Origin of the sequence: Enterobacter sp. Ap-1006, from assembly GCF_011752835.1 — a bacterium.
Classification (GTDB): Bacteria; Pseudomonadota; Gammaproteobacteria; order Enterobacterales; family Enterobacteriaceae; genus Cedecea.
Genome location: NZ_VWWU01000004.1, coordinates 51,051 through 75,514, shown reverse-complemented (window position 1 = coordinate 75,514; position 24,464 = coordinate 51,051). Strand labels below are relative to the sequence as shown.

Here is a 24,464-nt window from a genome sequence, read left to right as displayed (position 1 = left end):
ATTTCAGCCTCGGTGGGGAAAGCGTTATTTAACGTAGGCCAGCAGGCTTAAGGAATCGCGTGCCAGAGATTTGCATTTTGTTGCCGTGGGGATGGCAATACCGCTCAAATCTTTGTAGCTGTCTTCACCTAATGCTTTCATGTTCCAGCTATCGTAGTTGCTGAGATCCCATTGATTTTGTTGGGCAAAAAATACCAGCGCGCGTCGGATCTGGCCGTTAGGGAGGTTTTGGTAGCCACAATCATTTTTTAAGAACACAAATACCGCAGTCAGATCGGCCATATCTTCTGCTTCAGACTCACTCAGCGCCAGGCTGCTGGTAGAAAAAGCCAGCAAAATGCCCAGTAATAACGCCCTAACTCCCATCTTCATCACGTCTACCACTTTTTCTCAGATACGAAACGTTAACACAGTTAAATGGGCGTCGACGATATTTATTATGAGCTTAAAACTTGACCTTACCGTTAGGGAAAGGTTTATGCTCGCCGACAAGTATGCCAACTAAAGGAACTGACTATGCATCGCCGTAATTTTCTAAAATATACCGCGGCGCTGGGGGCTTTCAGCGCGCTGCCACTCTGGAGCCGTGCCGCGCTGGCGGCCGATCGTCCGGCGTTGCCTGTCCCACCTTTGCTTGCCCCGGATGCCAAAAATAGCATTCGCCTCACCGTAAACGCAGGAAAGAGCATTTTTGCCGGGAAATCTGCCACGACCTGGGGCTATAACGGCGCTTTGCTTGGCCCGGCGTTAAAGCTAACGCAAGGGGAAGCGGTCACGGTCGATATCTATAATAACCTGGCAGAAGAAACCACGCTGCACTGGCATGGGCTTGAGGTCGACGGCGAAGTCGATGGCGGCCCGCAGGGCGTTATTGCCGCCGGTGCAAAACGCAGTGTCACCTTTACGCCGCAGCAGCGTGCGGCGACCTGTTGGTTCCACCCGCATCAGCATGGTAAAACCGGGCATCAGGTGGCCATGGGGCTTGGTGGCCTCGTATTGATTGAAGATAACGAAAGTGCCCAACTGATGCTGCCGAAGCAGTGGGGCATCGATGATATTCCGCTGATTATCCAGGATAAACGTTTCGGTAAGGACGGAGAGATTGACTACCAGCTGGACGTCATGAGCGCGGCCGTAGGCTGGTTTGGCGACACGCTGCTATGCAACGGCGCCGTTTATCCCCAGCACACCAATCCGCGCGGCTGGCTGCGCCTGCGTTTGCTTAACGGCTGTAATGCCCGCTCGTTGAACATTGCTGCCAGCGACAATCGCCCGCTCTATGTCATAGCCAGCGACGGCGGACTGCTGGCAGAGCCAGTCAAAGTCACGGAGCTGGAAATTCTGATGGGGGAACGGTTCGAGGTGCTGGTCGATACCCGTGACGGCAAGCCTTTTGATATTGTCACGCTGCCGGTGAAGCAAATGGGCATGACCGTGGCACCTTTCGACAAACCTGCTCCGGTGGTTCGCATTCAGCCGCTGATTATCGCAGCCTCTGGCACGTTGCCGGACAAACTGGTCAACGTGCCTGCGCTCCCGTCGCTGGAAGGTGTAACCGAGCGCTGGCTGCAACTGATGATGGATCCGATGCTCGACATGATGGGCATGCAGGCGCTGATGGATAAATATGGCATGCAGGCGATGGCGGGCATGTCGATGGACGGCCACGGTGATATGGGCGGTATGAGCCATGGCAGCATGAAGAACATGGACCACGGCAGTATGGGGAAGATGAATCACGGCGGCATGGGCCACGGATTTGATTTCCACAATGCCAACAAAATCAACGGCAAAGCTTTCGATATGGCGAGCACGGCGTTTGCTGCGCAAAAAGGGAAATACGAGAAGTGGACGATATCCGGGGAAGGCGACATGATGCTGCACCCGTTCCATATTCACGGTACTCAGTTCCGTATCCTGTCCGAAAACGGCAAACCGGTGGCGGCGCATCGCCAGGGCTGGAAAGACACGGTGAAGGTGGAAGGTGCGCGCAGCGAAGTGCTGGTGAAGTTTGAGCATGCAGCACCCAAGGAAGCGGCCTATATGGCGCACTGCCATCTGCTGGAGCATGAAGATACCGGGATGATGCTCGGTTTTACCGTCGCATAAACGAAAGAGCGGGTGGCCTGAGCCACCCGCAGTGTTTTATTTTGCGTCGTCCGGCAGAGCGTACGCCACAATATAATCCCCCATCTTCGTGCCGAAGGAACCGTGGCCGCCTGCGGAAATCACCACATACTGCTTACCGTTCACTTCATACGTCATCGGCGTAGCCTGTCCACCGGCTGGCAGACGCGCTTCCCACAGCTGTTTCCCGTCACGCATATCAAACGCGCGCAGGTAGTTATCTGCGGTAGCACCAATGAACATCACGTTACCGGCGGTGGAGATTGGGCCACCCAGCATTGGCATCCCCATGCGGAATTTCATTGGAATACCGGTTGGGAACGGCATGCTGTCTTCCACGGTACCAATACGTTTCTTCCACACGATTTCGTTGGTTTTCAGATCAACGCCAGAGATGTAGCCCCAGGCCGGCTGTTTACACGGCAGGCCGAACGGCGACAGGAACGGGTTCAGCGTGACGCCATACGGCACGCCGTACTGCGGCTGAACGCCGGATTCCGTGCCTGAGCCTTTCGCGTCCTTTGGTGGTTCCATTGGGTTACCCGGCCCGCGTGGAATCAGCTTAGACACGAACGGCAGCGCCATTGGGTTGGTCATCGCGACCTGATTATTTGGGTCAACGGAGATCCCGCCCCACTCGAACATGCCCAGGTTGCCTGGGAACACCAGCGTCCCTTTCTCTGAAGGTGGGGTAAAGATGCCTTCATAGCGCATGCTGTGGAACATCACGCGGCAGACCAACTGATCGAACATGGTCGCGCCCCACATATCCGCTCCGCTCAGATCTTTCTTCGGACGGAAGGTCAGTTCGGAGAATGGTTGGGTAGGGGAAACATGGTCGCCTTTGGCGGCACCCTGTGGAACAGGCTGCTCCGGGGCTGGCACCACCAATTTGCCGTCGCGGCGGTCCAGCACAAAGATGTTGCCGGTTTTAGCCGGGGCGTACACCACCGGCACCTTGTTGCCGTTCTTGTCGGTGATATCCGCCAGCGTTGGCTGGGCAGGCATGTCCATATCCCACAGGTCGTGGTGGACGGTCTGATAGGACCAGGCCAGCTTACCTGTGGTGGCATTCAGCGCCACGATGCTGCTGGCGTAGCGTTCCTGCTCAGGCGTGCGGTTGCCGCCCCAGATGTCCGGCGTGGTCACGCCCATCGGCAGGTAAACCAGATCCAGTTTTGCATCATATGCCGCCGGAGCCCACGAGTTCGGCGAGTTCAGCGTGTAATGATGTTCGTCATCCGGGATAGCGTTTGGATCTTTCGCGCCCGGGTCAAACGCCCACAGCAGTTTACCGGTATTAACGTCAAAACCACGGATGACGCCGGAAGGCTCACGGGTAGAGAAGTTGTCGGTCACTGCCCCGGCAATCACAATCACCTTGTCGGTCACGATAGGCGGTGAAGTCGGCTCGTACATACCTGGCGTAGTCACCGGCTGGTTGGTCTGCAGGTTCAGAATACCTTTGTTCGCAAAGCTCTCACACAGCTTGCCGGTATCGGCGTTGAGCGCGAACAGGCGGCCATCGTTCACCGGCAGAAGGATGCGGCGAGGACAGTCGGCCACTACATCCGCGGGGGCGTTATCCGCGGTGGCTTCGTGGTAAGAAACGCCACGGCAGGTCACGTGCTGGAACGAAGGGTCGGTATTTAACTGAGGGTCAAACTTCCACTTTTCTTTCCCGGTGGAGGCATCCAGTGCAAACAGCTGCTGGTGGGCGGTACACAGGTAAAGCATATCGCGGATTTTGATCGGGGTGACTTCGTTGGTGATTTCACCCGGGTCGGTAGCACGCTTCACGTCGCCGGTCTGGAAACGCCAGGCTTCCTTCAACTGGCCCACGTTCTGCGTGGTGATCTGCTTGAGCGGAGAGAAACGCTGCCCTTCCTGATTGCGGCCATAAGCTGGCCAGTCGGCATCAGGAATGGAAGACTCAGCGGTAGCTGCGGCATTATCCAGATTCAGCGTGCCGTTGATCTCTTGCGGGTCGTTAAAGCCCGCCCAGACCAGCACAACGGCGGTAATCAGCAGGGAAACCACCAGCGATGCTGCCGCGCCGCTTGCTGGAATCACCAGGCGGCGATACACAAACGGCAGCAGAAGCCAGACGCCGAAGAACACCAGCACGTCGCAGCGCGGCGTCAGCGCCCAGAAGTCGAAGCCGACTTCCCAGACGCCCCAGGCCATCGTACACAGCAGCAGGGCCGCGTAGAGCCAAAGCGCGGAGGCTTTGCTCTTCCACAGCAGCCAGGCGACGCCGAGCATCACCAGGCCGGCGATCGGGTAATACCACGACCCGCCTATAGCCACTAACCATATCCCGCCAAAGAGTAAATAGAGCCCGCAAAGCACAGCAAAGAGGGCCGAGAGGGTCACAAATAGTTGCGATCCGGTTTTATTTATTTTCACAATTATCACACTCGTAAAGGTTTGATAGCATTTAATTATAGTTATTAACAAGTGTGATGGTTGTCACATTTATGGCTTTTTTTTGAAGTGGGGATGTGAAGGCGATTTGCTGGTATACTCCACGCCTCACTATTTTGTGTTGGCTGCAGGTGAACCAGCATTAAATGATTTGTTTTTAAATCATATGGTTAGAGATATGAAACATACTGTTGAAGTGATGATCCCGGAAGCGGAGATCAAAGCCCGTGTCGCTGAACTGGGTCGTCAAATCACCGAACACTATCGCGACAGCGGCAGTGACATGGTGCTGGTGGGTCTGCTGCGTGGTTCATTTATGTTTATGGCGGATCTGTGCCGTGAAGTTCAGGTTTCCCATGAAGTCGATTTTATGACCGCTTCAAGCTACGGCAGCGGCATGTCCACCACTCGCGACGTGAAGATCCTGAAAGATCTGGACGAAGATATCCGTGGGAAAGATGTGCTGATCGTGGAAGATATCATCGACTCCGGCAACACCCTGAGTAAAGTGCGCGAGATCCTGAGCCTGCGCGAACCAAAATCTCTGGCCATCTGTACGCTACTGGACAAACCGACTCGCCGCGAAGTGAATGTTAACGTTGAATATGTTGGCTTCTCTATCCCAGACGAATTCGTCGTTGGCTACGGCATCGACTATGCCCAGCGCTATCGCCACCTGCCGTTCGTTGGCAAAGTGGTGATGCTGGACGAGTAATCAATCGTCGTAAGCTAACAAAAAAGGGCCTTAAAAGGCCCTTTTTGCTATCCACATTTCACCTAATTATTGCGAAGCTGCGCGATTCCGGTGGCTATGGTGGGTATTCTTCAGGTTGGCTATGCCGCTGCGGTAGCCCTGCTCGAGTGACTCGCGGCTGGTGGCCGTCACTTCAAGGTCGCGCAGGCGCCCGTCGTGAATACCGTAGACCCAGCCGTGAACCGTGACTTTCTGGCCGCGCTTCCAGGCAGACTGCATGATGGTGGAATGGCCGATGTTGTATACCTGCTCCATGACGTTCAATTCACAGAGCGTGTCCATCCGCTGTTCCGGTGCCAGTTCCCCTAAGAGCGAACTATGCTTGAACCACAGGTCGCGAATGTGCAGCAGCCAGTTGTTAATTAGGCCCAGCTCCGGGTTTTCTACTGCAGCCTGAACGCCACCGCAGCCGTAGTGACCGCAGATAATAATGTGCTCAACTTCAAGGACGTCTACAGCGTACTGCACAACGGAAAGGCAATTCAGATCGGTATGAACAACGAGGTTTGCCACGTTACGGTGAACAAAGAGTTCGCCTGGCTCCAGGCCGGTAAGTCGTTCGGCGGGAACACGGCTGTCGGAGCAGCCAATCCAGAGAAAGCGGGGTTTTTGTGCCTGGGCAAGTCTTTCGAAGAAACCGGGGTCTTCCTCAACCAGCATTTTTGACCAAAGTTCATTATTGCTGATAAGGGAATCAATGTCTTTCATGTGAGGTTAACGCCTGTCACCCGAGAAGTGCGATGGGGTAATATAGGGTAACTCAACGAATTTTCAAACAAGTACCGAATAAGGTAAGCGAATATCCATGACAATTGCATTGGAACTGGAACAGTTAACGAAAACCTATCCCGGTGGCGTCCAGGCGCTACGTGGCATAGATCTTCGCGTTGAAGCGGGTGATTTCTATGCGCTGCTCGGCCCTAACGGTGCGGGAAAATCCACCACTATCGGCATTATCAGTTCGTTGGTGAATAAAACCTCCGGCCGCGTGCGGGTGTTTGGCTACGATCTGCAAAAAGACGTGGTCAACGCCAAACGCCAGCTTGGCCTGGTTCCCCAGGAATTCAACTTCAACCCGTTTGAAACGGTGCAGCAGATCGTCGTGCACCAGGCTGGCTACTACGGCGTTGAGCGCAGCGAAGCGATAGCGCGCAGCGAAAAGTATTTAAAACAGCTTGATCTGTGGGAAAAACGCAACGAACGTGCGCGGATGTTATCGGGAGGGATGAAGCGTCGCCTGATGATTGCCCGTGCGTTAATGCACGAACCTAAGTTGCTGATTCTGGACGAGCCTACCGCCGGCGTAGACATCGAGCTGCGCCGCTCTATGTGGGGCTTCCTGAAAGATCTCAACGACAAAGGCACTACCATTATTCTGACTACTCACTATCTGGAAGAAGCCGAAATGCTGTGCCGCAACATCGGCATTATCCAGCGTGGTGAATTGGTAGAGAACACCTCGATGAAATCGCTGCTTTCCAAGCTGAAATCAGAAACTTTCATCCTGGATCTGGCCCCTAAAAGTCCACTGCCTAAGCTCGACGGTTACCAGTATCGGCTGGTGGACACGTCCACGCTGGAAGTCGAAGTTTTGCGTGAACAGGGGATTAACAGCGTGTTTAGCCAGCTAAGCGCGCAGGGGATTCAGGTACAGAGTATGCGTAACAAAGCTAACCGTCTCGAAGAGTTGTTCGTGACGCTGGTAAACGGTAAACAAGGGGATCAGGCATGATGCAGCTGTACTGGGTGGCGCTGAAAAGCATCTGGACCAAAGAAGTTCACCGCTTTGCCCGTATCTGGATCCAGACCCTGGTTCCGCCGGTCATCACCATGACCCTGTATTTCATTATCTTTGGTAACCTGATTGGCTCGCGTATCGGCGAAATGCACGGCTTCACCTATATGCAGTTCATCGTGCCGGGCCTGATCATGATGGCGGTGATCACCAACGCCTACGCCAACGTCGCTTCCTCATTCTTCAGCGCGAAGTTCCAGCGCAATATCGAAGAGCTGCTGGTGGCACCGGTACCCACGCACGTGATCATCGCGGGCTATGTTGGTGGCGGCGTCGCGCGCGGTCTGTGCGTGGGGATCCTGGTCACGGCGGTGTCGTTGTTCTTCGTCCCGTTCCAGGTGCATTCCTGGCTGTTCGTGGCGTTGACGCTGGTACTGACGGCTATTCTGTTCTCGCTGGCCGGTCTGCTGAATGCCGTCTTTGCCAAAACGTTCGATGATATCAGCCTGATCCCGACCTTCGTGCTGACGCCGCTGACCTATCTGGGCGGGGTGTTTTATTCCCTGACCCTGCTGCCTCCGTTCTGGCAGGCGCTCTCGCATCTGAACCCCATCGTCTACATGATTAGCGGCTTCCGTTTTGGTTTCCTGGGCATTACCGATGTGCCATTGGTGACCACCGTCGGTGTGCTGGCAATCTTTATCGTCGTGTTTTACTTGTTGTGCTGGTATCTCATCCAGCGCGGTCGCGGGCTCCGAACCTAATAGTTCCTGATTAAATCCCCCTCTTTAGGGGGATTTTTTTACGCCAAATTGATACGCATCAGGCTACTTATTCAGCGTTCTGGCACACTGTCGCTCCATAAACAGGAGAGACTTTATGCTTGGCTGGGTCATTGCCGGACACGACGACTACGCACAAAAGATACTGGATGCTCTCGAGCAGCGCTTTGGGCCGCAGCCTCAGTGCTGTGCGGTGAATTTCTGGCACGGGTTAAGCACCAATATGCTTAGCCGGATGATGTGCGATGCTCTTCACCACTGCGATTCGGGCGACGGCGTTATCTTTCTGACCGATCTCACCGGGGCGGAACCTTACCGGGCAGCGGCATTGATGAACCATAAGCATGAGCATTGCGAAGTTATCGCCGGGGTAACGCTGCCGCTGCTTTTAGCGATGCGTGAGCAGCGGGAAAATATCTCCAGCGAAGCCTTTCGGCAGCTTATTGTGGAGCAGGGCGGGGAGGCGGTGACCAGCCTTTGGCACCAGCAGCAAAAGAATCCGCCGTTCGTATTGTTGCACAGCTATTAAGGGTATTCATTTATTCGGGTTGGTATTCACAGGTCTTTTGCTAAACTAATGACTTCCTTCCGTCTTTCCGACAAAAACTGACTAATTTGCCATGTTAACTCGCCTTGTTTATTGCGTCATGCTGGTCATCAGCATCGGAACTGCTCAGGCTAGCCTGCTCAGTAGCCATGACACCCCCGCCCAATATATGCAAACCACCGAAGATGCCGATATCTGGGCGCAGGTTGGTGATAATGTGATTTCCGTCGGCCGTATCGGCCAGGGGCAAATCCTGGCGGTGGTGCCGACGCCCGCAGATTACTACGAGTTCAATTTCGGCTTCGGTACCGGGTTTATCGACAAGGCGCATCTTGGCCCGGTAAAAGGCAAGCAGCGAGTGGAAGACCGGCTGGGGGATCTCAACAATCCGTTGAGTAACCAAAACTTGATCACCTTCCGAGACGTGGCTATCTATAGCGAGCCGGCTACCTCGTCAGCGGTGTTCGGCACGCTGGCAGATAACCTGCGTTACCCCATCATTGGCAAGCTCAAAGATCGCCTGAACCAGACCTGGTACCAAATCCGCATTGGCAATCGCCTGGGCTACATCAGCAGCCTGGACGCGCAGCCGGATAACGGCATTCCGGTTCTGACCTATCACCACATTCTGCGTGATGAGGAAAATACGCGTTTCCGCCATACGTCGACGACCACCTCGGTGGTTGCGTTCAGCAACCAGATGACCTGGCTGCGTGACATGGGTTACACCACGCTGACGATGTATCAGTTGGAAGGTTATCTGCGTAACCGTATGAATCTCCCGGCTCGCTCGGTGGTGATCACCTTTGATGACGGCTTGAAATCAGTCTACCGCTACGCGTTCCCGATTCTGAAACAGTACGGCTTTAAAGCGACGGCTTACATTATCTCGTCACGCATTAAGCGCCATCCACAGCCGTGGAATCCAAAGTCTCTGCAGTTTATGAGTATTTCTGAGCTGGAGGCGATTCAAAGCGTGTTCGATATTCAGTCGCACACGCATTTCCTGCATCGCGTGGATAACTACCGCCGCCCGATTCTTCTGAGCCGTAGCTACCACAATATCCTGTTTGATTTTGAGCACTCGCGCCGTGCGCTGTCGCAGTTCAATCCGCACGTGCTTTATCTCTCTTATCCGTTTGGCGGCTATAACGATATTGCGGTAAAAGCGGCGAACGATGCAGGGTTCCATATGGCGGTAACCACCGTGCGTGGGAAGGTGAAACCGGGCGACAACCCGTTCTTGCTGAAGCGGCTTTATATTATGAGGACGGATTCGCTGGAGACGATGTCGAGGACGATTACCAATCAGCCTGAATCGTGAGTACCTGAGCTAAACTGGGGTTGTTCGATCCCTCTCCCGCGTAGGGAGAGGGTTAGGGCGAAGGAGGTTGTTACGCGACCTGAACCGGCACGGCTTTCGCGAGACGCTTCATCTCATTCTCACCGTCAAAGTAGGCCACTTTTGGCTGCCAGCTGCGCGCCTGCTCATCTGGCATAGTAACGTAGCTGGCGATAATCAGGATGTCACCGACGTTGGCGCAGTGTGCCGCCGCGCCGTTAACGGAGATGATTTTAGAGCCGCGTTCACCGGCGATAGCGTAGGTAGAAAAACGCTTCCCGTTGGTGACGTTGTAGATGTCGATGGCTTCATATTCCAGAATGCCTGCCGCCTCAAGGAAGTCCTGATCGATGGCGCAGGAGCCTTCGTAATGCAAGTCCGCCTGAGTCACTTTGACGCGGTGTAACTTGCCTTGCAGCATGGTGCGAATCATAAACTTGAACCTTTGTTACTGGGCTTAAAAAGCGCGGATATCACCCGCGCCGTGGATATTCGAGGCAGTATTGCCCTTTTTATTTAGGCTGTCTACTGTGCCAGATCGACGGTGACGTTATCAATCAGTCGGGCCTGACCGAGCCAGGCCGCCATCAGGACCACCGCACGTTTGCTTTCCGCTGACAGCTCCAGCAAAGTGTCCGCATCGCGGATTTGCAGGTCATCAGAACGGAAACCTTTTTCGTTCAGTTCTGTTGCCGCGAGAATCAGCATCTCTTCGGTATCACGGTCGTCGCCGCGCAGTTTTTCCGCCAGACCGTTCATGACCTTGCTCAGTCCTGGGGCGATTTTACGCTGATCTGCAGTCAGGTAGCCATTACGTGAGCTGAGCGCCAGGCCGTCTTTAGCGCGCACGGTCGGTACGCCAATAATCTCAATGTCGTAGCCCATATCGGCGACCATTTTGCGGATCAGCGCTAGCTGCTGATAATCCTTTTGGCCAAAGCAGGCAACGTCGGGTTGAACGAGGTTGAACAGTTTGCTGACAATGGTGGAAACACCACGGAAATGCCCTGGGCGGCTGGCGCCTTCCAGCATGGTGGAGATGCCCGGCACATCCACAAATGTCTGTGTGTCGAGGCCCTGAGGGTAAACATCAACCGGCGCCGGGGCAAAGACCATATCCACCTTGCGGCGGTTCAGCTTTTCGCAATCTTCCTGCAGGGTGCGCGGGTAGCGGGCTAAGTCGTCCGGTCTGTCAAACTGCATCGGGTTCACGAAAATACTGACCACGACCACATCAGCCACGGCTTTGGCTTCTTCCACCAGCGTCATGTGCCCATCGTGCAGGTTGCCCATGGTCGGCACCAGGGCGATGCGTTTTCCTTCCTGGCGCCAGCGGCGAATCTGCTGACGCAGCAGCGGTAACGTTTCGATAATCAGCACAACCTATCTCCTGTCAGTAAAAACTGTGTTCGTTGCCCGGATAACTGCCGGATTCGACTTCACTAATGTACTGGCGCACCGCGGTGCGAATATCGGCGGTCTCAGCAAGGAAATTCTTCGCAAACTTAGGAATATGGCCGCCGGTAATCCCAAAGGCATCATGCATCACCAGAATCTGCCCGTCCGTGACGTTGCCCGCGCCAATGCCAATCACCGGGATAGAAAGCGCTTCGGTTACGCGTTTAGCCAGCTCAACGGGAACGCACTCCAGCACCAGCAGCTGGGCGCCAGCGGCTTCCAGCGCCAGAGCGTCATCCAGCAGCGTTTGCGCGGCCTGTTCGTCGCGGCCCTGAACTTTATACCCGCCAAAAATATTGACCGACTGCGGCGTTAATCCCAAATGACCACATACCGGAACGGCGCGCTCCGTCAGCATTTTCACCGTGTCAGCCAGCCAGCGTCCACCTTCGATTTTCACCATGTTAGCCCCGGCGCGCATGACCTCTGCGGAGTTGGCAAACGCCTGCTCCGGCGTGGCGTAGGCCATAAACGGCAGGTCAGCCAGCAGCAGGCAGTTTGGTGCACCGCGGCGAACCGCACGAGTGTGGTAGGCAATGTCTGCCACCGTGACCGGCAGCGTAGAGTCGTGGCCCTGAACCGTCATGCCCAGCGAATCGCCAACCAGCAAAACGCCGACGCCTTCGTCAGCAAACAGCTTAGCGAAGCTAAAGTCATAGGCGGTAAGGGTGGCGAATTTCTTGTTATCCTGCTTGAGCTTACGCAGGGTGGAGGTGGTAGTGGGTTTCATCATCATCCCCGGAGAAAGGTTAGAACAGGATACGGGCGCGCTGTTTACCAGCGGGTGATGCCCTCCTGGGAGAGGCTAGCCAGTATCGCGGCAACAGACTGCCCGTCGGGAAAGCGGCATTCCGGTGCTATTTCCAGCAGAGGAACCAGCATAAACGCGCGGTTCTTCATGTCGTAATGAGGCACAGTCAGGCGTTCGGTGTGCATCACCTCATCGCCAAACAGCATAAGATCGAGATCTAACGTCCGCGGCCCCCAGCGCTCTGCTTTGCGCACCCGGCCATGCTCCAGTTCAATACGTTGGGTATGGTCCAGAAGGGTTTCGGCAGACAGGTCGGTGTCCAGCACCACGGCAGCATTCAGATAATCTGGCTGATCCTGCGGGCCGAGCGGGGGGGTACGGTAAAACGAAGAAGTGGCCACCATTCGGCTTTGTGGAATGGCGGCCAGGGCGTCAAGGGCAGATGAAACCTGCTCCAGCGGCGACGCCTGGTTACTGCCCAGCGCGATATACGCGAGGGTCATGAATTACCTTCGCGACGTGGCGCGCGTTTGCGTGGGCGACGCGTGCGGCGGCGAGCTGCAGGCTCATCGCCAAGGTCGTTCAGCATATCTTTTTGCATTGGCGGCGCAGCGACCTGGAACTCGCCCCACCATTTGGTCAGACGCAGCAGTTCCTGGTTGTTCTCGACTTCCGCGCGCAGCGCCAGCAGGTCGTAAGACGCCCGGAATTTAGGATGCTCCATCAGCTTCCAGGCGCGTTTACCCTGGCGGCGGGACAGACGAAGCTGCAGGCCCCAGATGTCACGCACCAGCGTAGTAATGCGTTTTGGAATCGCCAGCGCACGGCAGGCTTCATCCAGCACTTCATTCATTGCCAGCGCAAAGGCGTCGTAGTAGGCGAGACCGCTTTCCTGGGCAATCTTTTGCGCCATTTCCAGCTGTGGATACCAGAACATCGCCGCAAACAGGAACGCCGGATTTACGCGCATATCGTTGTGAATGCGGGTATCGGTGTTCTTCAGCACCAGCGTAATAATGCGTTCCATCGGGCTGTCGCCCTGCTCGGTGAAATAGCGGGTGATGATCGGGAACAACGGCTGGAAGAGCTGATATTCACGCAGCAGTTGGTAGGTTTCAAACCCGTATCCGGCCTGCAGAAGTTTGAGCGATTCTTCAAAGAGACGCGCCGGGGGCACATCGTTCAGCAGCGTGGCAAGGCGCGGAATCGGCTCGCCGGTTTCCGGGCTGATGGTCATATTCAGCTTGGCGGCAAAGCGCACGGCGCGCAGCATTCGCACTGGATCTTCGCGGTAACGCGTTTCCGGGTCGCCAATCAGGCGAATAATGCCTTTGTTCAGATCGTTCAGGCCGCCGACGTAATCCCGCACGGAGAAATCGGCCACGCTGTAGTAAAGACTGTTGATAGTGAAGTCGCGGCGTTGAGCATCTTCTTCGATAGAACCAAAGATGTTATCACGCAGCAGCATGCCGTTCTGGCCACGCTGCGAGGTCTGACGGTCAGCAGACTGCTGCTCTTCGTGATGGCCGCGGAAGGTGGCCACTTCGATGATTTCTGGCCCGAACATCACGTGAGCCAGGCGGAAACGGCGGCCAACCAGGCGGCAGTTACGGAACAGTTTGCGAACTTGTTCTGGCGTCGCGCTGGTGGTGACGTCGAAATCTTTCGGTTTTTTGCCCAGCAGCAGGTCGCGGACGCCGCCGCCGACGAGGTAAGCCTCGTAGCCTGCTTTGTTTAAACGGTAGAGCACCTTGAGGGCATTTTCACTGATATCTTTGCGGGAAATAGCGTGCTGATCGCGCGGGATAACAGTAATGTGCGGGAGAGTTTCGGTCTCCTCGACCACGACGTCATCGCGGTTAAGCACCTTGCGGCAAAAATTAGCGACTCGGGTAAAAATAGTCCACCTCGGCAGTGTCAATCATAGGGACAAAAAAAACAGCGGCTAATCATAGCTCAGTGTGGGGCATTTGAGAATGATGTATTCACCGGCACACTATTAAGCGACCAGTTCATTACGGCTTGCTCCAGCAGCCTTTCCTGCGTCAGATCTTGCCAGCCGTCCGCTACTTGTTGATTTAAAAAGCGCAACGCTTCCACCAGCAGCGGGCGAGGATCGCCCTGCGGCAGCGCGGGCGCGTGATTCTGCTTCGAAAGCTTAGAGCCCTGCTCGTTGAGCGCCAGTGGCAGATGAATATAGCCGGGAGCGGGCCAGCCAAACTGCTGGTATAGCGAGATTTGCCGCACCGTCGGCTCTATTAAATCTGCACCGCGCACGATCTCCGTCACGCCCTGGAAGTGGTCATCCACCACGACAGCAAGATTATAGGCGAACAGACCGTCACGACGGTGAATGATGAAATCTTCCCGCGCCAAAGACTCATCGGCATGCAATTGCCCGCGCAGGCCGTCCTGGAAGCTCAGCACCGGGTTGTTTTGCACCAGGCGCATTGCGGCGTTTTGTGGCCCGTTGCCAAGGGTTCTGCAATGCCCATCGTAGAAACCGCCGATCTGCTGAATACGGCTGCGGGTGCAGGTGCAGTAATAGCTCAGCCCTTGCTGCCGGAGCCAGTTCAGCGCGGCGCGATAGGCCTCATGGCGGTGGGACTGCCATAGCACATCGCCATCCCAGTGCAGGCCGTAATGCTCAAGCTGCTTGAGGATGGTGTCGGCGGCGCCGGGAACTTCGCGAGGAGGATCGATATCTTCGATGCGTACCAGCCAGCGACCCTGTTGGGCGCGAGCCTGAAGGTAGCTGCCAAGAGCGGCAATGAGTGAGCCAAAATGCAGTTCCCCGGAAGGTGAGGGGGCAAAACGGCCAATGTAGAGTTGAGCTGACATTTTTTGGGGTGCAATAAAGTAATATGGCGGGAGAGTCTCCCGCCATAGAGGTTTGGCATTTCCGAGGGCCGTTAGCCGGCCATCTGTTTTTCGCGGATTTCTGCCAACGTTTTGCAGTCGATACACAAATCAGCGGTCGGACGTGCTTCAAGGCGACGAATGCCGATTTCTACACCGCAGGATTCGCAGTAGCCGAAATCTTCGTCTTCCACTTTCTTGAGCGTTTTTTCGATCTTTTTGATCAGTTTGCGTTCACGATCGCGGTTACGCAGTTCGAGGCTGAACTCTTCTTCCTGGGCCGCACGGTCTACCGGGTCCGGGAAGTTAGCCGCTTCATCCTGCATGTGCGAAACGGTGCGATCTACCTCGTCCCTGAGCTGATTACGCCATGCTTCAAGAATAAGCTTGAAGTGCGACAGCTGGGCTTCGTTCATGTACTCTTCGCCCGTTTTCTCCTGGTATGGCTCCACCCCAGCGATGGCGAGAATACTCAGGGACGACGTTTTACGCTTTTGCCCTTCTTGCATGTTGCTTCTCCTTAACACGCACTTATCGGTCCCCTGTCGGGGTAAAATCAGGCCGCTATAAATAGCAGATGCTTTTCAGGTTGGCAATTATATAAACTCCTCTCTTGACAACCGTGTGAAGAAAAGCTTATTTGCGAAACGACCCGACTATAAAAAAGACAATACGTTATCTGTCCTTAACCAGATGCTGATTATAAATAGACAGGCAACGGCGTAGTTAGAGTGATCCTCTCGGCAGAAAGTTCTGCTTTCCAGGCGATAATTTCAACCCCACACTGCTGTGCCTCGGTTAACAGCCGCGCATATTTCTCATCAATGTGGCGGGCTGGCGAGACGCTATTTATAGCAGAATGTAAAACCGCAAACAGTAGCACCGCGCGCTCTCCTTGCTGAACCACATTCATCAACTCTCTTAAATGCTTCTGGCCCCGCAGGCTAACAGCATCGGGAAAATAGCCTTTATCCTGCTCGAGCAACGTGACTGATTTCACTTCAATATAGCAGTTAACCTTGTTACTCGCTTGTAACATAAAGTCAATTCTGCTGCGTTCTTCACCGTATTTTACTTCGGCCTGAAGGCTGTCATAGCCCGCCAGTTCTGTCGGAGGATATGTCGTCAGCATCTCTCTGACCAGAGTGTTTGCTCGTAACGTATTGACGCAAATTATCTCACCCTTTTGTGTTTGAGTAAGCTCCCATGTATGGGGGTATTTGCGCGTTGGGCTGGCCGATGTGGAATACCAGACCGTGTCGCCCGGCGTGGCGCAGCCTGTCATTGCTCCGGTATTGGGGCAGTGCAACGTCATGGTTTCGCCGTTGGCGGTTACAACGTCCGCCAGAAATCGTTTATAGCGTTTAATTAGCGTGGCGGGCTGCAGCGCGGGTGAAAACTCCATCTACTCTTCCTTATTAGTCAGCGACCAGCGCTCCAGCGCCTGATAGCGGGTTCTGCCCTGTTCAAAAACGGACTCGTACAGCGAAAATTCATTCACCTGAAATTGCCAGCTAAAGCCCGGGGCGGGGATCGCCACGGAGCGTATGGCATTGCGATAAAGCGTCACGTGGGGATGAAACGGCTGCGGAGACTGATAGCAGCCGCTGCGAGCGGCCTGGGAGCGTAGCATATTGGCCAGTTGCAGCAGGCCGCGCGGAGCCTGGCGTGGCCCCAGCCATACGACGCTTGAGCGCAGCCATTGCCCGGCATCGTCCAGGCGCAGCGTAAAGCCGGGCTGGTTAATTCTTCCGGCGAGGCGACACAGTGCCTGGCGTTTTTCTTCGGAGACATCCCCCAAAAACGCCAGCGTGAGGTGCAGATTGGCTGCGGCTACCGGTCGGCCAGCATCCGCCGGGAACTTGGCGGCTCGCCAGTGAATGATTTGCTGCTGAACCTCGGGCGGTAACGTCAGGGCAAAAAACAGGCGTCGATTTTCGGCCATGCTTGTCTCTCGGTTATGGTTTGGCGGGATGCTACAATGCGCGACTGCCGATGTTAACCCTTTGGAGCCGTTTGTGTCCTCATTACCGGTTGCGGCCGTACTGCCAGAAGTGCTGAAAGCGCTCGAGTACGCCCCGCAAGTTTTGCTCAATGCCCCTACCGGCGCAGGTAAATCTACCTGGCTCCCGCTGCAAATCCTTCAGCAGAGTAAGCTGGGAGGCCGCATTCTGCTGCTTGAACCTCGTCGCCTTGCCGCCCGCAATGTTGCTCAGCGGCTGGCCGAATTATTGGGTGAAAAACCGGGCGAAACCGTTGGCTACCGGATGCGCGCTGACAGCTGCGTGGGGCCAAACACCCGGCTTGAGGTGGTGACCGAAGGGATTCTAACGCGGCTTATCCAACAGGATCCCGAGCTCAACGGTATTGGGCTTGTGATCCTCGATGAATTTCACGAGCGCAGTTTACAGGCCGATCTCGCCCTGGCGCTGCTGCTGGACGTGCAGGCCGGGCTTCGCGATGACCTTAAAATTCTGATTATGTCGGCGACGCTGGACAACCAGCGTCTGCAGCAATGCCTGCCGGATGCACCGGTGATTACCTCTGAAGGTCGTGCTTTCCCGGTTGAGCGCCGCTACATGGCTTTGCCAGCGCATCAGCGCTTTGATGACGCAGTTGCCGCCGCCGTGGCCGGGCTGCTGCGTGAAGAGTCAGGATCGCTGCTGCTGTTTTTACCCGGCGTGGGTGAAATTCAGCGTGTACAGGAACAACTCAAAGAGCGAGTGCCGAGCGATGTTCAGCTTTGCCCGCTGTACGGCGCTTTACCTTTGAGCGAGCAGCGTAAAGCGATTCTGCCCGCCGCGGCGGGAACCCGGAAGGTCGTACTGGCGACTAACATTGCCGAGACCAGTTTGACCATTGAAGGCATTCGCCTGGTAGTGGATGCGGCGCAGGAGCGCGTCGCTCGCTTTGACGCTCGTACCGGGCTGACCCGGCTGGTCACTCAGCGTGTGAGTCAAGCCTCAATGACCCAGCGGGCCGGACGCGCCGGGCGTCTGGAGCCGGGTATATGCCTGCATCTGATCGCCGCCGACCAGGCCGAACGTGCGGCGGCCCAGAGCGAACCGGAAATATTACAAAGTGATTTATCCGGCCTGCTGCTGGAGCTATTGCAATGGGGCTGCCAGGACGTGCGCCAGCTAACCTGGCTTGATGTGCCGCCGGAGGTCAACCTGGCGGCAGCTCAACGTCTGCTAGGTCAGCTAGGGGCCGTTGACGAGCAGCAACGCCTGACGGCAGAAGGGCAAAAAATGGCGAAAATGGGTAACGACCCGCGCCTTGCCTCAATGCTGGTGACGGCCAAAACGCCGGATGAGCAGGCCACAGCCGCGTGGCTGGCAGCAATCCTGGAGGAACCGCCGCGTACTCAGGGCGGCGGCGATTTGCGGTCACTTTTCGACAGTAGAAACGGTAACTGGCGGCAGCGCGCCGCTCAGCTGCTGAAAAGAATAAATGCCCGAAGCGGGGAGCCGGATATCTCGCTAGCCATGCCGCTGCTGGCAAGCGGGTTTGGCGACCGTATCGCCCGGCGGCGCGGGGCAGAAGGTCGCTATCAGTTAGCCAACGGCATGGGTGCGATGCTGGAGCAGGATGACGCCATGACGCGGCATGAATGGCTAATAGCGCCGCTTTTGCTGCAGGGCAGCCAGTCGCCGGATGCCCGCATCCTGCTGGCGCTGCCGCTGGATGTTGAAGAGCTTGTCGTTCGTATCCCGCATCTGCTGACGGAAAGTGATTCGGTGGAGTGGGATGAAGAGCGGGGGGCGTTAAAAGCCTGGCGGCGGCGTCAGATCGGCAAATTAGTGGTGAAAACTCAGCTGTTAGCGAAGCCTTCCGAAGAGGAAATGCAGCAGGCGATTTTAAACGGCATTCGTGAACGCGGGCTGGGCCTGCTGGAGTGGTCCGTTCCAGCCCAGCAGCTGCGGTTGCGCCTGAGCTGCGCGGCTCGCTGGCTGCCGGAGCAGAAATGGCCTGCGGTGGACGATGACTCCCTGCTGGCAAAGCTCGAAGACTGGCTGCTGCCAGAAATGCGCGGCGTGCATTCGCTACGTGCGTTGAAAAATATCGACCTTAGCCGGGCGCTGGGCAACTTGCTTGACTGGGCAATGCGTCAACGGCTGGATAGTGCCCTGCCAACTCATTACACTGTGCCGACCGGAAGCCAGATTGCGATTCGCTATGACAGCGAAAATCCGCCGGTACTGGCGGTGCGTATTCAGGAAATGTTTGGTGAAGCACAGACGCCTTGCATCGCCGAGGGGCGCGTTCCGCTGGTGCTTGAGCTATTATCTCCGGCGCAGCGGCCGTTGCAGATCACCCGCGATTTAACGGCGTTCTGGAACGGGGCCTGGCGCGAAGTGCAAAAAGAGATGAAGGGACGTTATCCGAAGCACGTCTGGCCGGACGATCCGGCGAATACTGCCCCGACGCGCCGGACGAAAAAGTATTCCTGATGCTCTCCCCAATGGGATAGCTAGCGAGCATGAAAAGGCATTCTTAAAAAGAATGTCCGGCTGTTTTTTTGAGAGATTTCTTCTTTCGCATTGCGCGGAAGAACGGAGAATCGGGCCTTTGCGCCTGAACTTTTGTGGAGAAGATGCATGGCGGGGAATGACCGCGAGCCTATTGGACGTAAAGGAAAACCAACGCGTCCGGCGAAAGAGAAGGTGAGCCGTCGTCGACTCAAGGAAGAGGAGTATGACGACGAGTACGAAGACGATGATTACGAGGACGAAGAACCTATGCCGCCGCGGAAAGGAAAAGGTAAGGGGAAAGGCTCGGGCCGCCCGTCGAAAAAACGCCGTTTCTTCTGGCTGTTGGTGAAGCTGGCGATCATCTTCTTTGTGGTGCTGGTTATTTACGGCGTGTACCTCGATCAGCAGATCCGTAGCCGCATTGACGGCAAAGTCTGGCAGCTTCCGGCGGCGGTCTATGGCCGCATGGTAAACCTTGAGCCAGATATGCCTTACAGCAAAGCGGAGATGGTGAAGCTGCTGGAAGCGACGCAGTACCGGCAGGTGTCGAGCATGACGCGCCCGGGCGAGTTCACCGTGCAGGGGAACAACATCGAGCTGATTCGCCGCCCGTTTGACTTCCCGGACGGTAAAGAAGGGCAGATTCGCGCTCGCCTGGTGTTCGACGGTGGCCATCTGGAATCTATCCAGAACATGGATAATAACCGCAGCTTCGGTATCTTCCGCCTCGACCCGCGGCTGATCACCATGCTTTCTTCGCCAAACGGCGAGCAGCGCCTGTTCGTGCCGCGTTCCGGCTTCCCGGATCTGCTGGTGGACACGCTGATTGCTACCGAAGACCGCCATTTCTATGAGCACGACGGGATCAGCATTTACTCTATTGGCCGCGCCGTTGTCGCTAACCTGACGGCCGGGCGAGCGGTGCAGGGCGGCAGTACGCTGACTCAGCAGCTGGTGAAAAACCTCTTCCTGAGCAACCAGCGTACGCTGTGGCGTAAAGCCAACGAAGCCTACATGGCGCTGATCATGGATGCTCGCTACGACAAAGATCGCATTCTTGAACTGTATCTGAACGAGGTTTACCTCGGCCAGAGCGGCGACGATCAGATTCGTGGCTTCCCGCTGGCCAGCCTGTATTACTTCGGCCGCCCGGTGGAAGAGCTTAGCCTCGACCAGCAGGCGCTGTTGGTAGGTATGGTGAAAGGGGCATCGCTGTATAACCCATGGCGAAATCCGAAGCTGGCGCTTGAACGTCGTAACCTGGTCCTGCGCCTGCTGCAGGAACAGAAAGTTATCGATCAGGAGCTGTACGACATGTTGAGCGCGCGTCCTCTGGGCGTGCAACCTCGCGGCGGCGTGATTTCGCCACAGCCAGCCTTTATGCAGATGGTGCGTCAGGAGCTTCAGGATAAGCTGGGCGACAAGGTAAAAGACCTGTCCGGCGTGAAGATCTTCACCACCTTTGATTCCGTGTCTCAGGATGCGGCAGAAAAAGCAGTGACCGAAGGCGTTCCGGTGCTGCGTGCTTCCCGTAAGCTGAACGACCTGGAAGCGGCGATGGTCATTGTTGACCGCTTTACCGGTGAAGTTCGCGCGGTCGTCGGCGGCGCGGAACCGCAGTTTGCGGGCTTTAACCGTGCGCTGCAGGCTCGTCGCTCCATTGGCTCGCTGGCAAAACCAGCCACTTATCTGACGGCGTTGAGCCAGCCGGATAAGTTCCGCCTGAACACCTGGCTTGCCGATGCCCCGATTGGCATCAAACTGTCGAATGGCCAGGTCTGGTCGCCGCAGAACGATAACCACCAGTACAGCGGGCAAGTGATGCTGGTGGATGCGCTGACGCGTTCGATGAACGTGCCAACCGTAAACCTGGGGATGACGCTGGGCCTGCCGGCCATTACCGATACCTGGACCAAGCTTGGGGTACCCAAAGACCAGCTTAATCCGGTGCCAGCGATGATTCTGGGGGCGTTGAACCTGACGCCTATTCAGGTTGCGCAGGCGTTCCAGACGATTGCCAGCGGCGGGAACCGCGCCACGCTTTCCGCGCTGCGGTCGGTGATTGCTGAAGACGGCACCGTGCTGTATCAGAGCTTCCCACAGGCGGAGCAGGCGGTACCTGCGCAGGCCGCTTATCTGACGCTGTTTGGGATGCAGCAGGTGGTGGCTCGCGGTACGGGCCGTGCGCTGGGCGGGAAATACCCGAACCTGCATCTGGCCGGGAAAACCGGGACCACCAACAACAACGTGGACACCTGGTTTGCCGGCGTTGATGGCCGCGAAGTGACCATTACCTGGGTAGGGCGTGATAACAACCAGCCAACCAAGCTGTACGGTGCCAGCGGCGCAATGTCGCTGTATCAGCGTTATCTGTCAAACCAGTCGCCGATCCCGCTGGATCTGACCCAGCCGGAAGATATCGTGGACATGGGCGTCAACGGCGCGGGTTACTTCATGTGTAGCGGCGGTGGTGACCGTGTGCTGCCGGTCTGGACGACGAACCCGAGCGCGCTTTGCCAGCAAAGTCAGCAGGAAGAGCAGTCGGCTAATCCATTCAGCCAGGCGCCAGCAGGCCAGCAGCCGCAGCAACAACCGCAGCAGCAGCCTCAGCAGCAACAGCCCGCTCAGGAACAGAAGAGCGACGGCGTTGCCGGCTGGATTAAGGACATGTTCGGCAGTAATTAAGCCTCGCTTCACTTACAAACCTCTCCCTAACCGGGGGAGGTTTTTTTTGCTTTTTTGTCCGCCATAACGTGTTTTTTATCTTAAATTTCACGCCCAATTAACACCGCGCAAACTATATGGTTATTTCTTATTCCCTTAATAAGCCTGAGGGTGTGAGGCGCTTGCTATGCAGCCAGCGTTTCGTCTATTATCCTGCGGGCATAATAATAATTATCGTTTACGTTATCATTTACCACTTCACCAGAGAAAATATCATGGCGCGTTCACTCCCAGGTTTGCCAGCCAAAAACCCTGTCCGTAAGCTTGCCCTGTTTGTGGCGGCGGCGATGGGCACCGTCAGCGTTAATAGCTTCGCGGCGGACACCGGCACGACCAAAAAAGAAGACACTATCACCGTTTCAGCCGCCGCAGTGCCTGCCGAAAGCGCATGGGGGCCATCGCCAACCATCGCCGCTAAACGCAGCGCCACGGCGACCAAAACCGACACCCCCATTGAAAAGACCCCGCAGTCTATTTCGGTGGTGACCAGCGAAGAGATGCAGATGCATCAATTCCAGTCCGTGAAAGAAGCCCTGGGCTACACGCCGGGCGTAACGGTTAGCAGCCGTGGTGCTTCCAATACCTACGATTTTGTCATTATCCGTGGTTTTTCATCCGTGGGCCTGAATCAGAATAACTATCTGGATGGCCTGAAAATGCAGGGTGATTTCTATAACGACGCGGTCATTGACCCTTATATGCTGGAGCGCGTGGAGCTGATGCGCGGTCCAACTTCCGTGCTGTACGGCAAAAGCAGCCCGGGCGGTATTGTGAATATGGTCAGCAAGCGACCGACTACCGAGCCGCTGCATGAAATTCAGTTCAAAATGGGCACGGACAACCTGTATCAGACAGGCTTTGACTTCAGCGATGCCCTGGATGATGCGGGTGTTTATTCTTATCGCCTGACCGGCGTTGCGCGCTCTAATAACGAGCAGCAGGATAATGCCAAACAGAAGCGTTATGCCATTGCACCCTCTTTCTCATGGCGTCCTGACGACAAGACAAACTTCACCTTCCTGTCTTACTTCCAGAATGAGCCTGATACAGGCTATTACGGCTGGCTGCCGAAAGAAGGTACCGTTCAACCGTTGCCAAACGGTGGGCGTCTGTCTACCAGCTTCAACGAAGCGGCAACTAACAATAGCTATTCCCGTAACCAGAAAATGGTGGGCTATAGCTTTGAACATGGTTTCGACGACACCTTTACCGTGCGTCAAAACCTGCGTTTCTCTGAAATGAAAGTTGCTCAACAAAGCGCTTATGGTACCGGGCTGTGCAACAACAGCATGAATGCTTTCAATGTCTACTGTCAGGCACTGACTGCAGAGCAAAAAGCTCACTATTTAGGGCGTGGTACCGTTGTTGATAATGAACGTCTGCAAAACTTTAGCGTAGATACTCAGCTACAGAGTAAATTTGCAACCGGAGCTATCGATCACACGCTGTTAACCGGTGTGGATTATATGCGCATGCGTAATGACATTAGCGCTCTGTTTGGTAATGCACCTGCCCTCGATCTAAACAATCTGCCCTCAATGAGCGATGTCGATTTTGGCAGCGCTGTGCCTTACCAGATGAACGAAAGTAAGCAAACGGGTCTTTACGTGCAGGATCAGGCGGAGTGGAACAAGTGGGTGATGACGCTGGGTGGACGCTATGACTGGTCTAAACAGGCAACCACAGTTCGCAGTGATAACGGTTATATAGACCGTAATGATCACCAGTTTACCTGGCGCGGTGGAGTTAACTACCTGTTCGACAACGGAATCTCTCCGTACTTCAGCTACAGCCAATCCTTTGAGCCGAACGCGTTCAGTCTCTACAGCACACCTCGTGTGGCCTATCAGCCATCCAAAGGTGAGCAGTATGAAGCTGGTGTGAAATATGTGCCTAAGGATATGCCGATCGTTGTGACGGGTGCAGTTTATCAGTTGACGAAAACCGATACCCTGATGACTGATCCGACGAACGCTCTGAATCAGGTTCCGGCGGGCGAAGTCCGTGCGCGTGGCGTAGAGCTGGAAGCGAAGGCGGCGTTGAACGCCAACATTAACGTGACGGCTTCCTACACATACACCGATGCGCAGTACACTAAAGACACGACCCTGCAGGGCAATAGCCCGGTTCAGGTTCCTAAACATATGGCTTCCCTGTGGGGGGATTACACCTTCAACAGCGGCATCCTGAGTGGCCTGACTCTGGGGACTGGTGGACGCTTTATCGGCTCCAGCTACGGTGACCCGGCTAACACCTTCAAGGTGGGCAGCGCTGCGGTTATGGATGCGGTCGTGAAGTATGACCTCGGTCGCTTCGGCCTGAACGGCTCCAGCATTGCGGTCAACGTGAATAACCTGCTTGACCGTGAATACGTTGCCAGTTGCTTCGACACCTACGGTTGCTTCTGGGGCGCTGAGCGTCAGGTGGTTGCTACCGCGACCTTCCGCTTCTAACTTGTCTCCCGGGCACGGTTCGCCGTGCCC

The 24,464-nt window shown here is 55.7% G+C and carries 21 protein-coding genes; 9 read left to right on the top strand and 12 right to left on the bottom strand.

Annotated elements, in window-relative coordinates; all coding sequences use genetic code 11:
• Window positions 1-24: 24 nt before the first annotated feature.
• Window positions 25-372 (bottom strand): YacC family pilotin-like protein, encoded by a 348-nt coding sequence (locus tag F3J28_RS13235; RefSeq protein WP_008461833.1) that lies wholly within the window; start codon window positions 370-372, stop codon window positions 25-27.
• 144 nt (window positions 373-516) lie between these two features.
• Between F3J28_RS13235 and cueO the strand changes: the two genes are divergently transcribed.
• The gene (gene cueO, locus F3J28_RS13230) at window positions 517-2,109 is read left to right on the top strand and encodes a multicopper oxidase CueO (protein ID WP_166876756.1); all 1,593 of its coding nucleotides are present in this window, start codon (window positions 517-519) and stop codon (window positions 2,107-2,109) included.
• Window positions 2,110-2,145: 36 nt separating this feature from the next.
• On the opposite strand, the gene F3J28_RS13225 is transcribed toward cueO, so the two are convergent.
• The gene (locus F3J28_RS13225) at window positions 2,146-4,539 is read right to left on the bottom strand and encodes a glucose/quinate/shikimate family membrane-bound PQQ-dependent dehydrogenase (protein WP_353620579.1); all 2,394 of its coding nucleotides are present in this window, start codon (window positions 4,537-4,539) and stop codon (window positions 2,146-2,148) included.
• A gap of 193 nt (window positions 4,540-4,732) precedes the next feature.
• Here F3J28_RS13225 and hpt point away from each other — a divergent pair, with 193 nt between their 5' ends.
• Window positions 4,733-5,269, top strand: a complete 537-nt coding sequence (gene hpt / locus F3J28_RS13220) for a hypoxanthine phosphoribosyltransferase (RefSeq protein WP_008461837.1) — start codon at window positions 4,733-4,735, stop codon at window positions 5,267-5,269.
• 66 nt (window positions 5,270-5,335) lie between these two features.
• Here hpt and can read toward each other — a convergent pair whose 3' ends face one another.
• On the bottom strand, window positions 5,336-6,016 hold the full coding sequence (can, locus tag F3J28_RS13215) for a carbonate dehydratase (protein ID WP_008461838.1): 681 nt from the start codon (window positions 6,014-6,016) through the stop codon (window positions 5,336-5,338).
• Window positions 6,017-6,113: 97 nt separating this feature from the next.
• On the opposite strand from can, the gene F3J28_RS13210 reads away from it, so the two are divergent.
• From F3J28_RS13210 to F3J28_RS13195, 4 genes are all read left to right on the top strand, one after another.
• Window positions 6,114-7,040, top strand: a complete 927-nt coding sequence (locus F3J28_RS13210) for an ABC transporter ATP-binding protein (protein ID WP_008461839.1) — start codon at window positions 6,114-6,116, stop codon at window positions 7,038-7,040.
• Window positions 7,037-7,807 carry an ABC transporter permease gene (locus tag F3J28_RS13205; RefSeq protein ID WP_008461840.1) on the top strand — a complete coding sequence of 257 codons (771 nt, stop codon included), beginning with the start codon at window positions 7,037-7,039 and terminating at the stop codon, window positions 7,805-7,807. Before F3J28_RS13210 ends, F3J28_RS13205 begins: the two co-directional genes overlap by 4 nt.
• A gap of 115 nt (window positions 7,808-7,922) precedes the next feature.
• Window positions 7,923-8,354, top strand: coding sequence for a PTS sugar transporter subunit IIA (locus F3J28_RS13200; RefSeq protein ID WP_166876751.1), 432 nt, complete (start codon window positions 7,923-7,925; stop codon window positions 8,352-8,354).
• Between the two features lie 91 nt (window positions 8,355-8,445).
• The gene (locus tag F3J28_RS13195) at window positions 8,446-9,696 is read left to right on the top strand and encodes a polysaccharide deacetylase family protein (protein WP_166876749.1); all 1,251 of its coding nucleotides are present in this window, start codon (window positions 8,446-8,448) and stop codon (window positions 9,694-9,696) included.
• A 70-nt stretch (window positions 9,697-9,766) separates the two neighbouring features.
• Here F3J28_RS13195 and panD read toward each other — a convergent pair whose 3' ends face one another.
• The 9 genes from panD to thpR all read right to left on the bottom strand — a co-directional run bounded on the left by panD (window position 9,767) and on the right by thpR (window position 16,727).
• Complete coding sequence (panD, locus tag F3J28_RS13190; protein WP_166876746.1) at window positions 9,767-10,147, bottom strand: aspartate 1-decarboxylase; 381 nt, start codon at window positions 10,145-10,147, stop codon at window positions 9,767-9,769.
• Window positions 10,148-10,239: 92 nt separating this feature from the next.
• Window positions 10,240-11,094, bottom strand: coding sequence for a pantoate--beta-alanine ligase (gene panC, locus F3J28_RS13185; protein ID WP_166876743.1), 855 nt, complete (start codon window positions 11,092-11,094; stop codon window positions 10,240-10,242).
• 13 nt (window positions 11,095-11,107) lie between these two features.
• Window positions 11,108-11,902, bottom strand: a complete 795-nt coding sequence (panB, locus tag F3J28_RS13180) for a 3-methyl-2-oxobutanoate hydroxymethyltransferase (protein WP_166876740.1) — start codon at window positions 11,900-11,902, stop codon at window positions 11,108-11,110.
• A gap of 44 nt (window positions 11,903-11,946) precedes the next feature.
• Complete coding sequence (gene folK / locus F3J28_RS13175; protein ID WP_166876737.1) at window positions 11,947-12,426, bottom strand: 2-amino-4-hydroxy-6-hydroxymethyldihydropteridine diphosphokinase; 480 nt, start codon at window positions 12,424-12,426, stop codon at window positions 11,947-11,949.
• The gene (gene pcnB / locus F3J28_RS13170) at window positions 12,423-13,823 is read right to left on the bottom strand and encodes a polynucleotide adenylyltransferase PcnB (RefSeq protein ID WP_353620578.1); all 1,401 of its coding nucleotides are present in this window, start codon (window positions 13,821-13,823) and stop codon (window positions 12,423-12,425) included. The genes folK and pcnB overlap by 4 nt, the downstream gene beginning before the upstream one ends.
• Before the next feature lie 56 nt (window positions 13,824-13,879).
• Window positions 13,880-14,764: a tRNA glutamyl-Q(34) synthetase GluQRS gene (gluQRS, locus tag F3J28_RS13165; RefSeq protein ID WP_166876732.1), complete on the bottom strand. Its 885-nt coding sequence runs from the start codon at window positions 14,762-14,764 to the stop codon at window positions 13,880-13,882.
• 71 nt (window positions 14,765-14,835) lie between these two features.
• Window positions 14,836-15,291 (bottom strand): RNA polymerase-binding protein DksA, encoded by a 456-nt coding sequence (dksA, locus tag F3J28_RS13160; protein ID WP_008460361.1) that lies wholly within the window; start codon window positions 15,289-15,291, stop codon window positions 14,836-14,838.
• A gap of 191 nt (window positions 15,292-15,482) precedes the next feature.
• Complete coding sequence (sfsA, locus tag F3J28_RS13155) at window positions 15,483-16,187, bottom strand: DNA/RNA nuclease SfsA (RefSeq protein WP_166876729.1); 705 nt, start codon at window positions 16,185-16,187, stop codon at window positions 15,483-15,485.
• Window positions 16,188-16,727 carry an RNA 2',3'-cyclic phosphodiesterase gene (thpR, locus tag F3J28_RS13150; RefSeq protein ID WP_166876726.1) on the bottom strand — a complete coding sequence of 180 codons (540 nt, stop codon included), beginning with the start codon at window positions 16,725-16,727 and terminating at the stop codon, window positions 16,188-16,190.
• Between the two features lie 73 nt (window positions 16,728-16,800).
• Here thpR and hrpB point away from each other — a divergent pair, with 73 nt between their 5' ends.
• The 3 genes from hrpB (at window position 16,801) to fhuA (ending at window position 24,434) form a co-directional block, all read left to right on the top strand.
• The gene (hrpB, locus tag F3J28_RS13145; RefSeq protein WP_166876723.1) at window positions 16,801-19,236 is read left to right on the top strand and encodes an ATP-dependent helicase HrpB; all 2,436 of its coding nucleotides are present in this window, start codon (window positions 16,801-16,803) and stop codon (window positions 19,234-19,236) included.
• Window positions 19,237-19,383: 147 nt separating this feature from the next.
• The gene (mrcB, locus tag F3J28_RS13140; RefSeq protein ID WP_008460368.1) at window positions 19,384-21,942 is read left to right on the top strand and encodes a bifunctional glycosyl transferase/transpeptidase; all 2,559 of its coding nucleotides are present in this window, start codon (window positions 19,384-19,386) and stop codon (window positions 21,940-21,942) included.
• Between the two features lie 254 nt (window positions 21,943-22,196).
• Complete coding sequence (fhuA, locus tag F3J28_RS13135) at window positions 22,197-24,434, top strand: ferrichrome porin FhuA (RefSeq protein ID WP_166876720.1); 2,238 nt, start codon at window positions 22,197-22,199, stop codon at window positions 24,432-24,434.
• Window positions 24,435-24,464 lie beyond the last annotated feature (30 nt).

Excerpts from the sequence above, each read along its gene's own strand:
- F3J28_RS13235 (WP_008461833.1), bottom strand. The coding sequence starts at position 372 with ATGAAGATGGGAGTTAGGGCGTTATTACTGGGCATTTTGCTGGCTTTT.
- cueO (WP_166876756.1), top strand. The coding sequence starts at position 517 with ATGCATCGCCGTAATTTTCTAAAATATACCGCGGCGCTGGGGGCTTTC.
- hpt (WP_008461837.1), top strand. The coding sequence starts at position 4,733 with ATGAAACATACTGTTGAAGTGATGATCCCGGAAGCGGAGATCAAAGCC.
- can (WP_008461838.1), bottom strand. The coding sequence starts at position 6,016 with ATGAAAGACATTGATTCCCTTATCAGCAATAATGAACTTTGGTCAAAA.
- F3J28_RS13210 (WP_008461839.1), top strand. The coding sequence starts at position 6,114 with ATGACAATTGCATTGGAACTGGAACAGTTAACGAAAACCTATCCCGGT.
- F3J28_RS13205 (WP_008461840.1), top strand. The coding sequence starts at position 7,037 with ATGATGCAGCTGTACTGGGTGGCGCTGAAAAGCATCTGGACCAAAGAA.
- F3J28_RS13200 (WP_166876751.1), top strand. The coding sequence starts at position 7,923 with ATGCTTGGCTGGGTCATTGCCGGACACGACGACTACGCACAAAAGATA.
- F3J28_RS13195 (WP_166876749.1), top strand. The coding sequence starts at position 8,446 with ATGTTAACTCGCCTTGTTTATTGCGTCATGCTGGTCATCAGCATCGGA.
- panD (WP_166876746.1), bottom strand. The coding sequence starts at position 10,147 with ATGATTCGCACCATGCTGCAAGGCAAGTTACACCGCGTCAAAGTGACT.
- panB (WP_166876740.1), bottom strand. The coding sequence starts at position 11,902 with ATGAAACCCACTACCACCTCCACCCTGCGTAAGCTCAAGCAGGATAAC.
- folK (WP_166876737.1), bottom strand. The coding sequence starts at position 12,426 with ATGACCCTCGCGTATATCGCGCTGGGCAGTAACCAGGCGTCGCCGCTG.
- gluQRS (WP_166876732.1), bottom strand. The coding sequence starts at position 14,764 with ATGTCAGCTCAACTCTACATTGGCCGTTTTGCCCCCTCACCTTCCGGG.
- dksA (WP_008460361.1), bottom strand. The coding sequence starts at position 15,291 with ATGCAAGAAGGGCAAAAGCGTAAAACGTCGTCCCTGAGTATTCTCGCC.
- sfsA (WP_166876729.1), bottom strand. The coding sequence starts at position 16,187 with ATGGAGTTTTCACCCGCGCTGCAGCCCGCCACGCTAATTAAACGCTAT.
- thpR (WP_166876726.1), bottom strand. The coding sequence starts at position 16,727 with ATGGCCGAAAATCGACGCCTGTTTTTTGCCCTGACGTTACCGCCCGAG.
- mrcB (WP_008460368.1), top strand. The coding sequence starts at position 19,384 with ATGGCGGGGAATGACCGCGAGCCTATTGGACGTAAAGGAAAACCAACG.
- fhuA (WP_166876720.1), top strand. The coding sequence starts at position 22,197 with ATGGCGCGTTCACTCCCAGGTTTGCCAGCCAAAAACCCTGTCCGTAAG.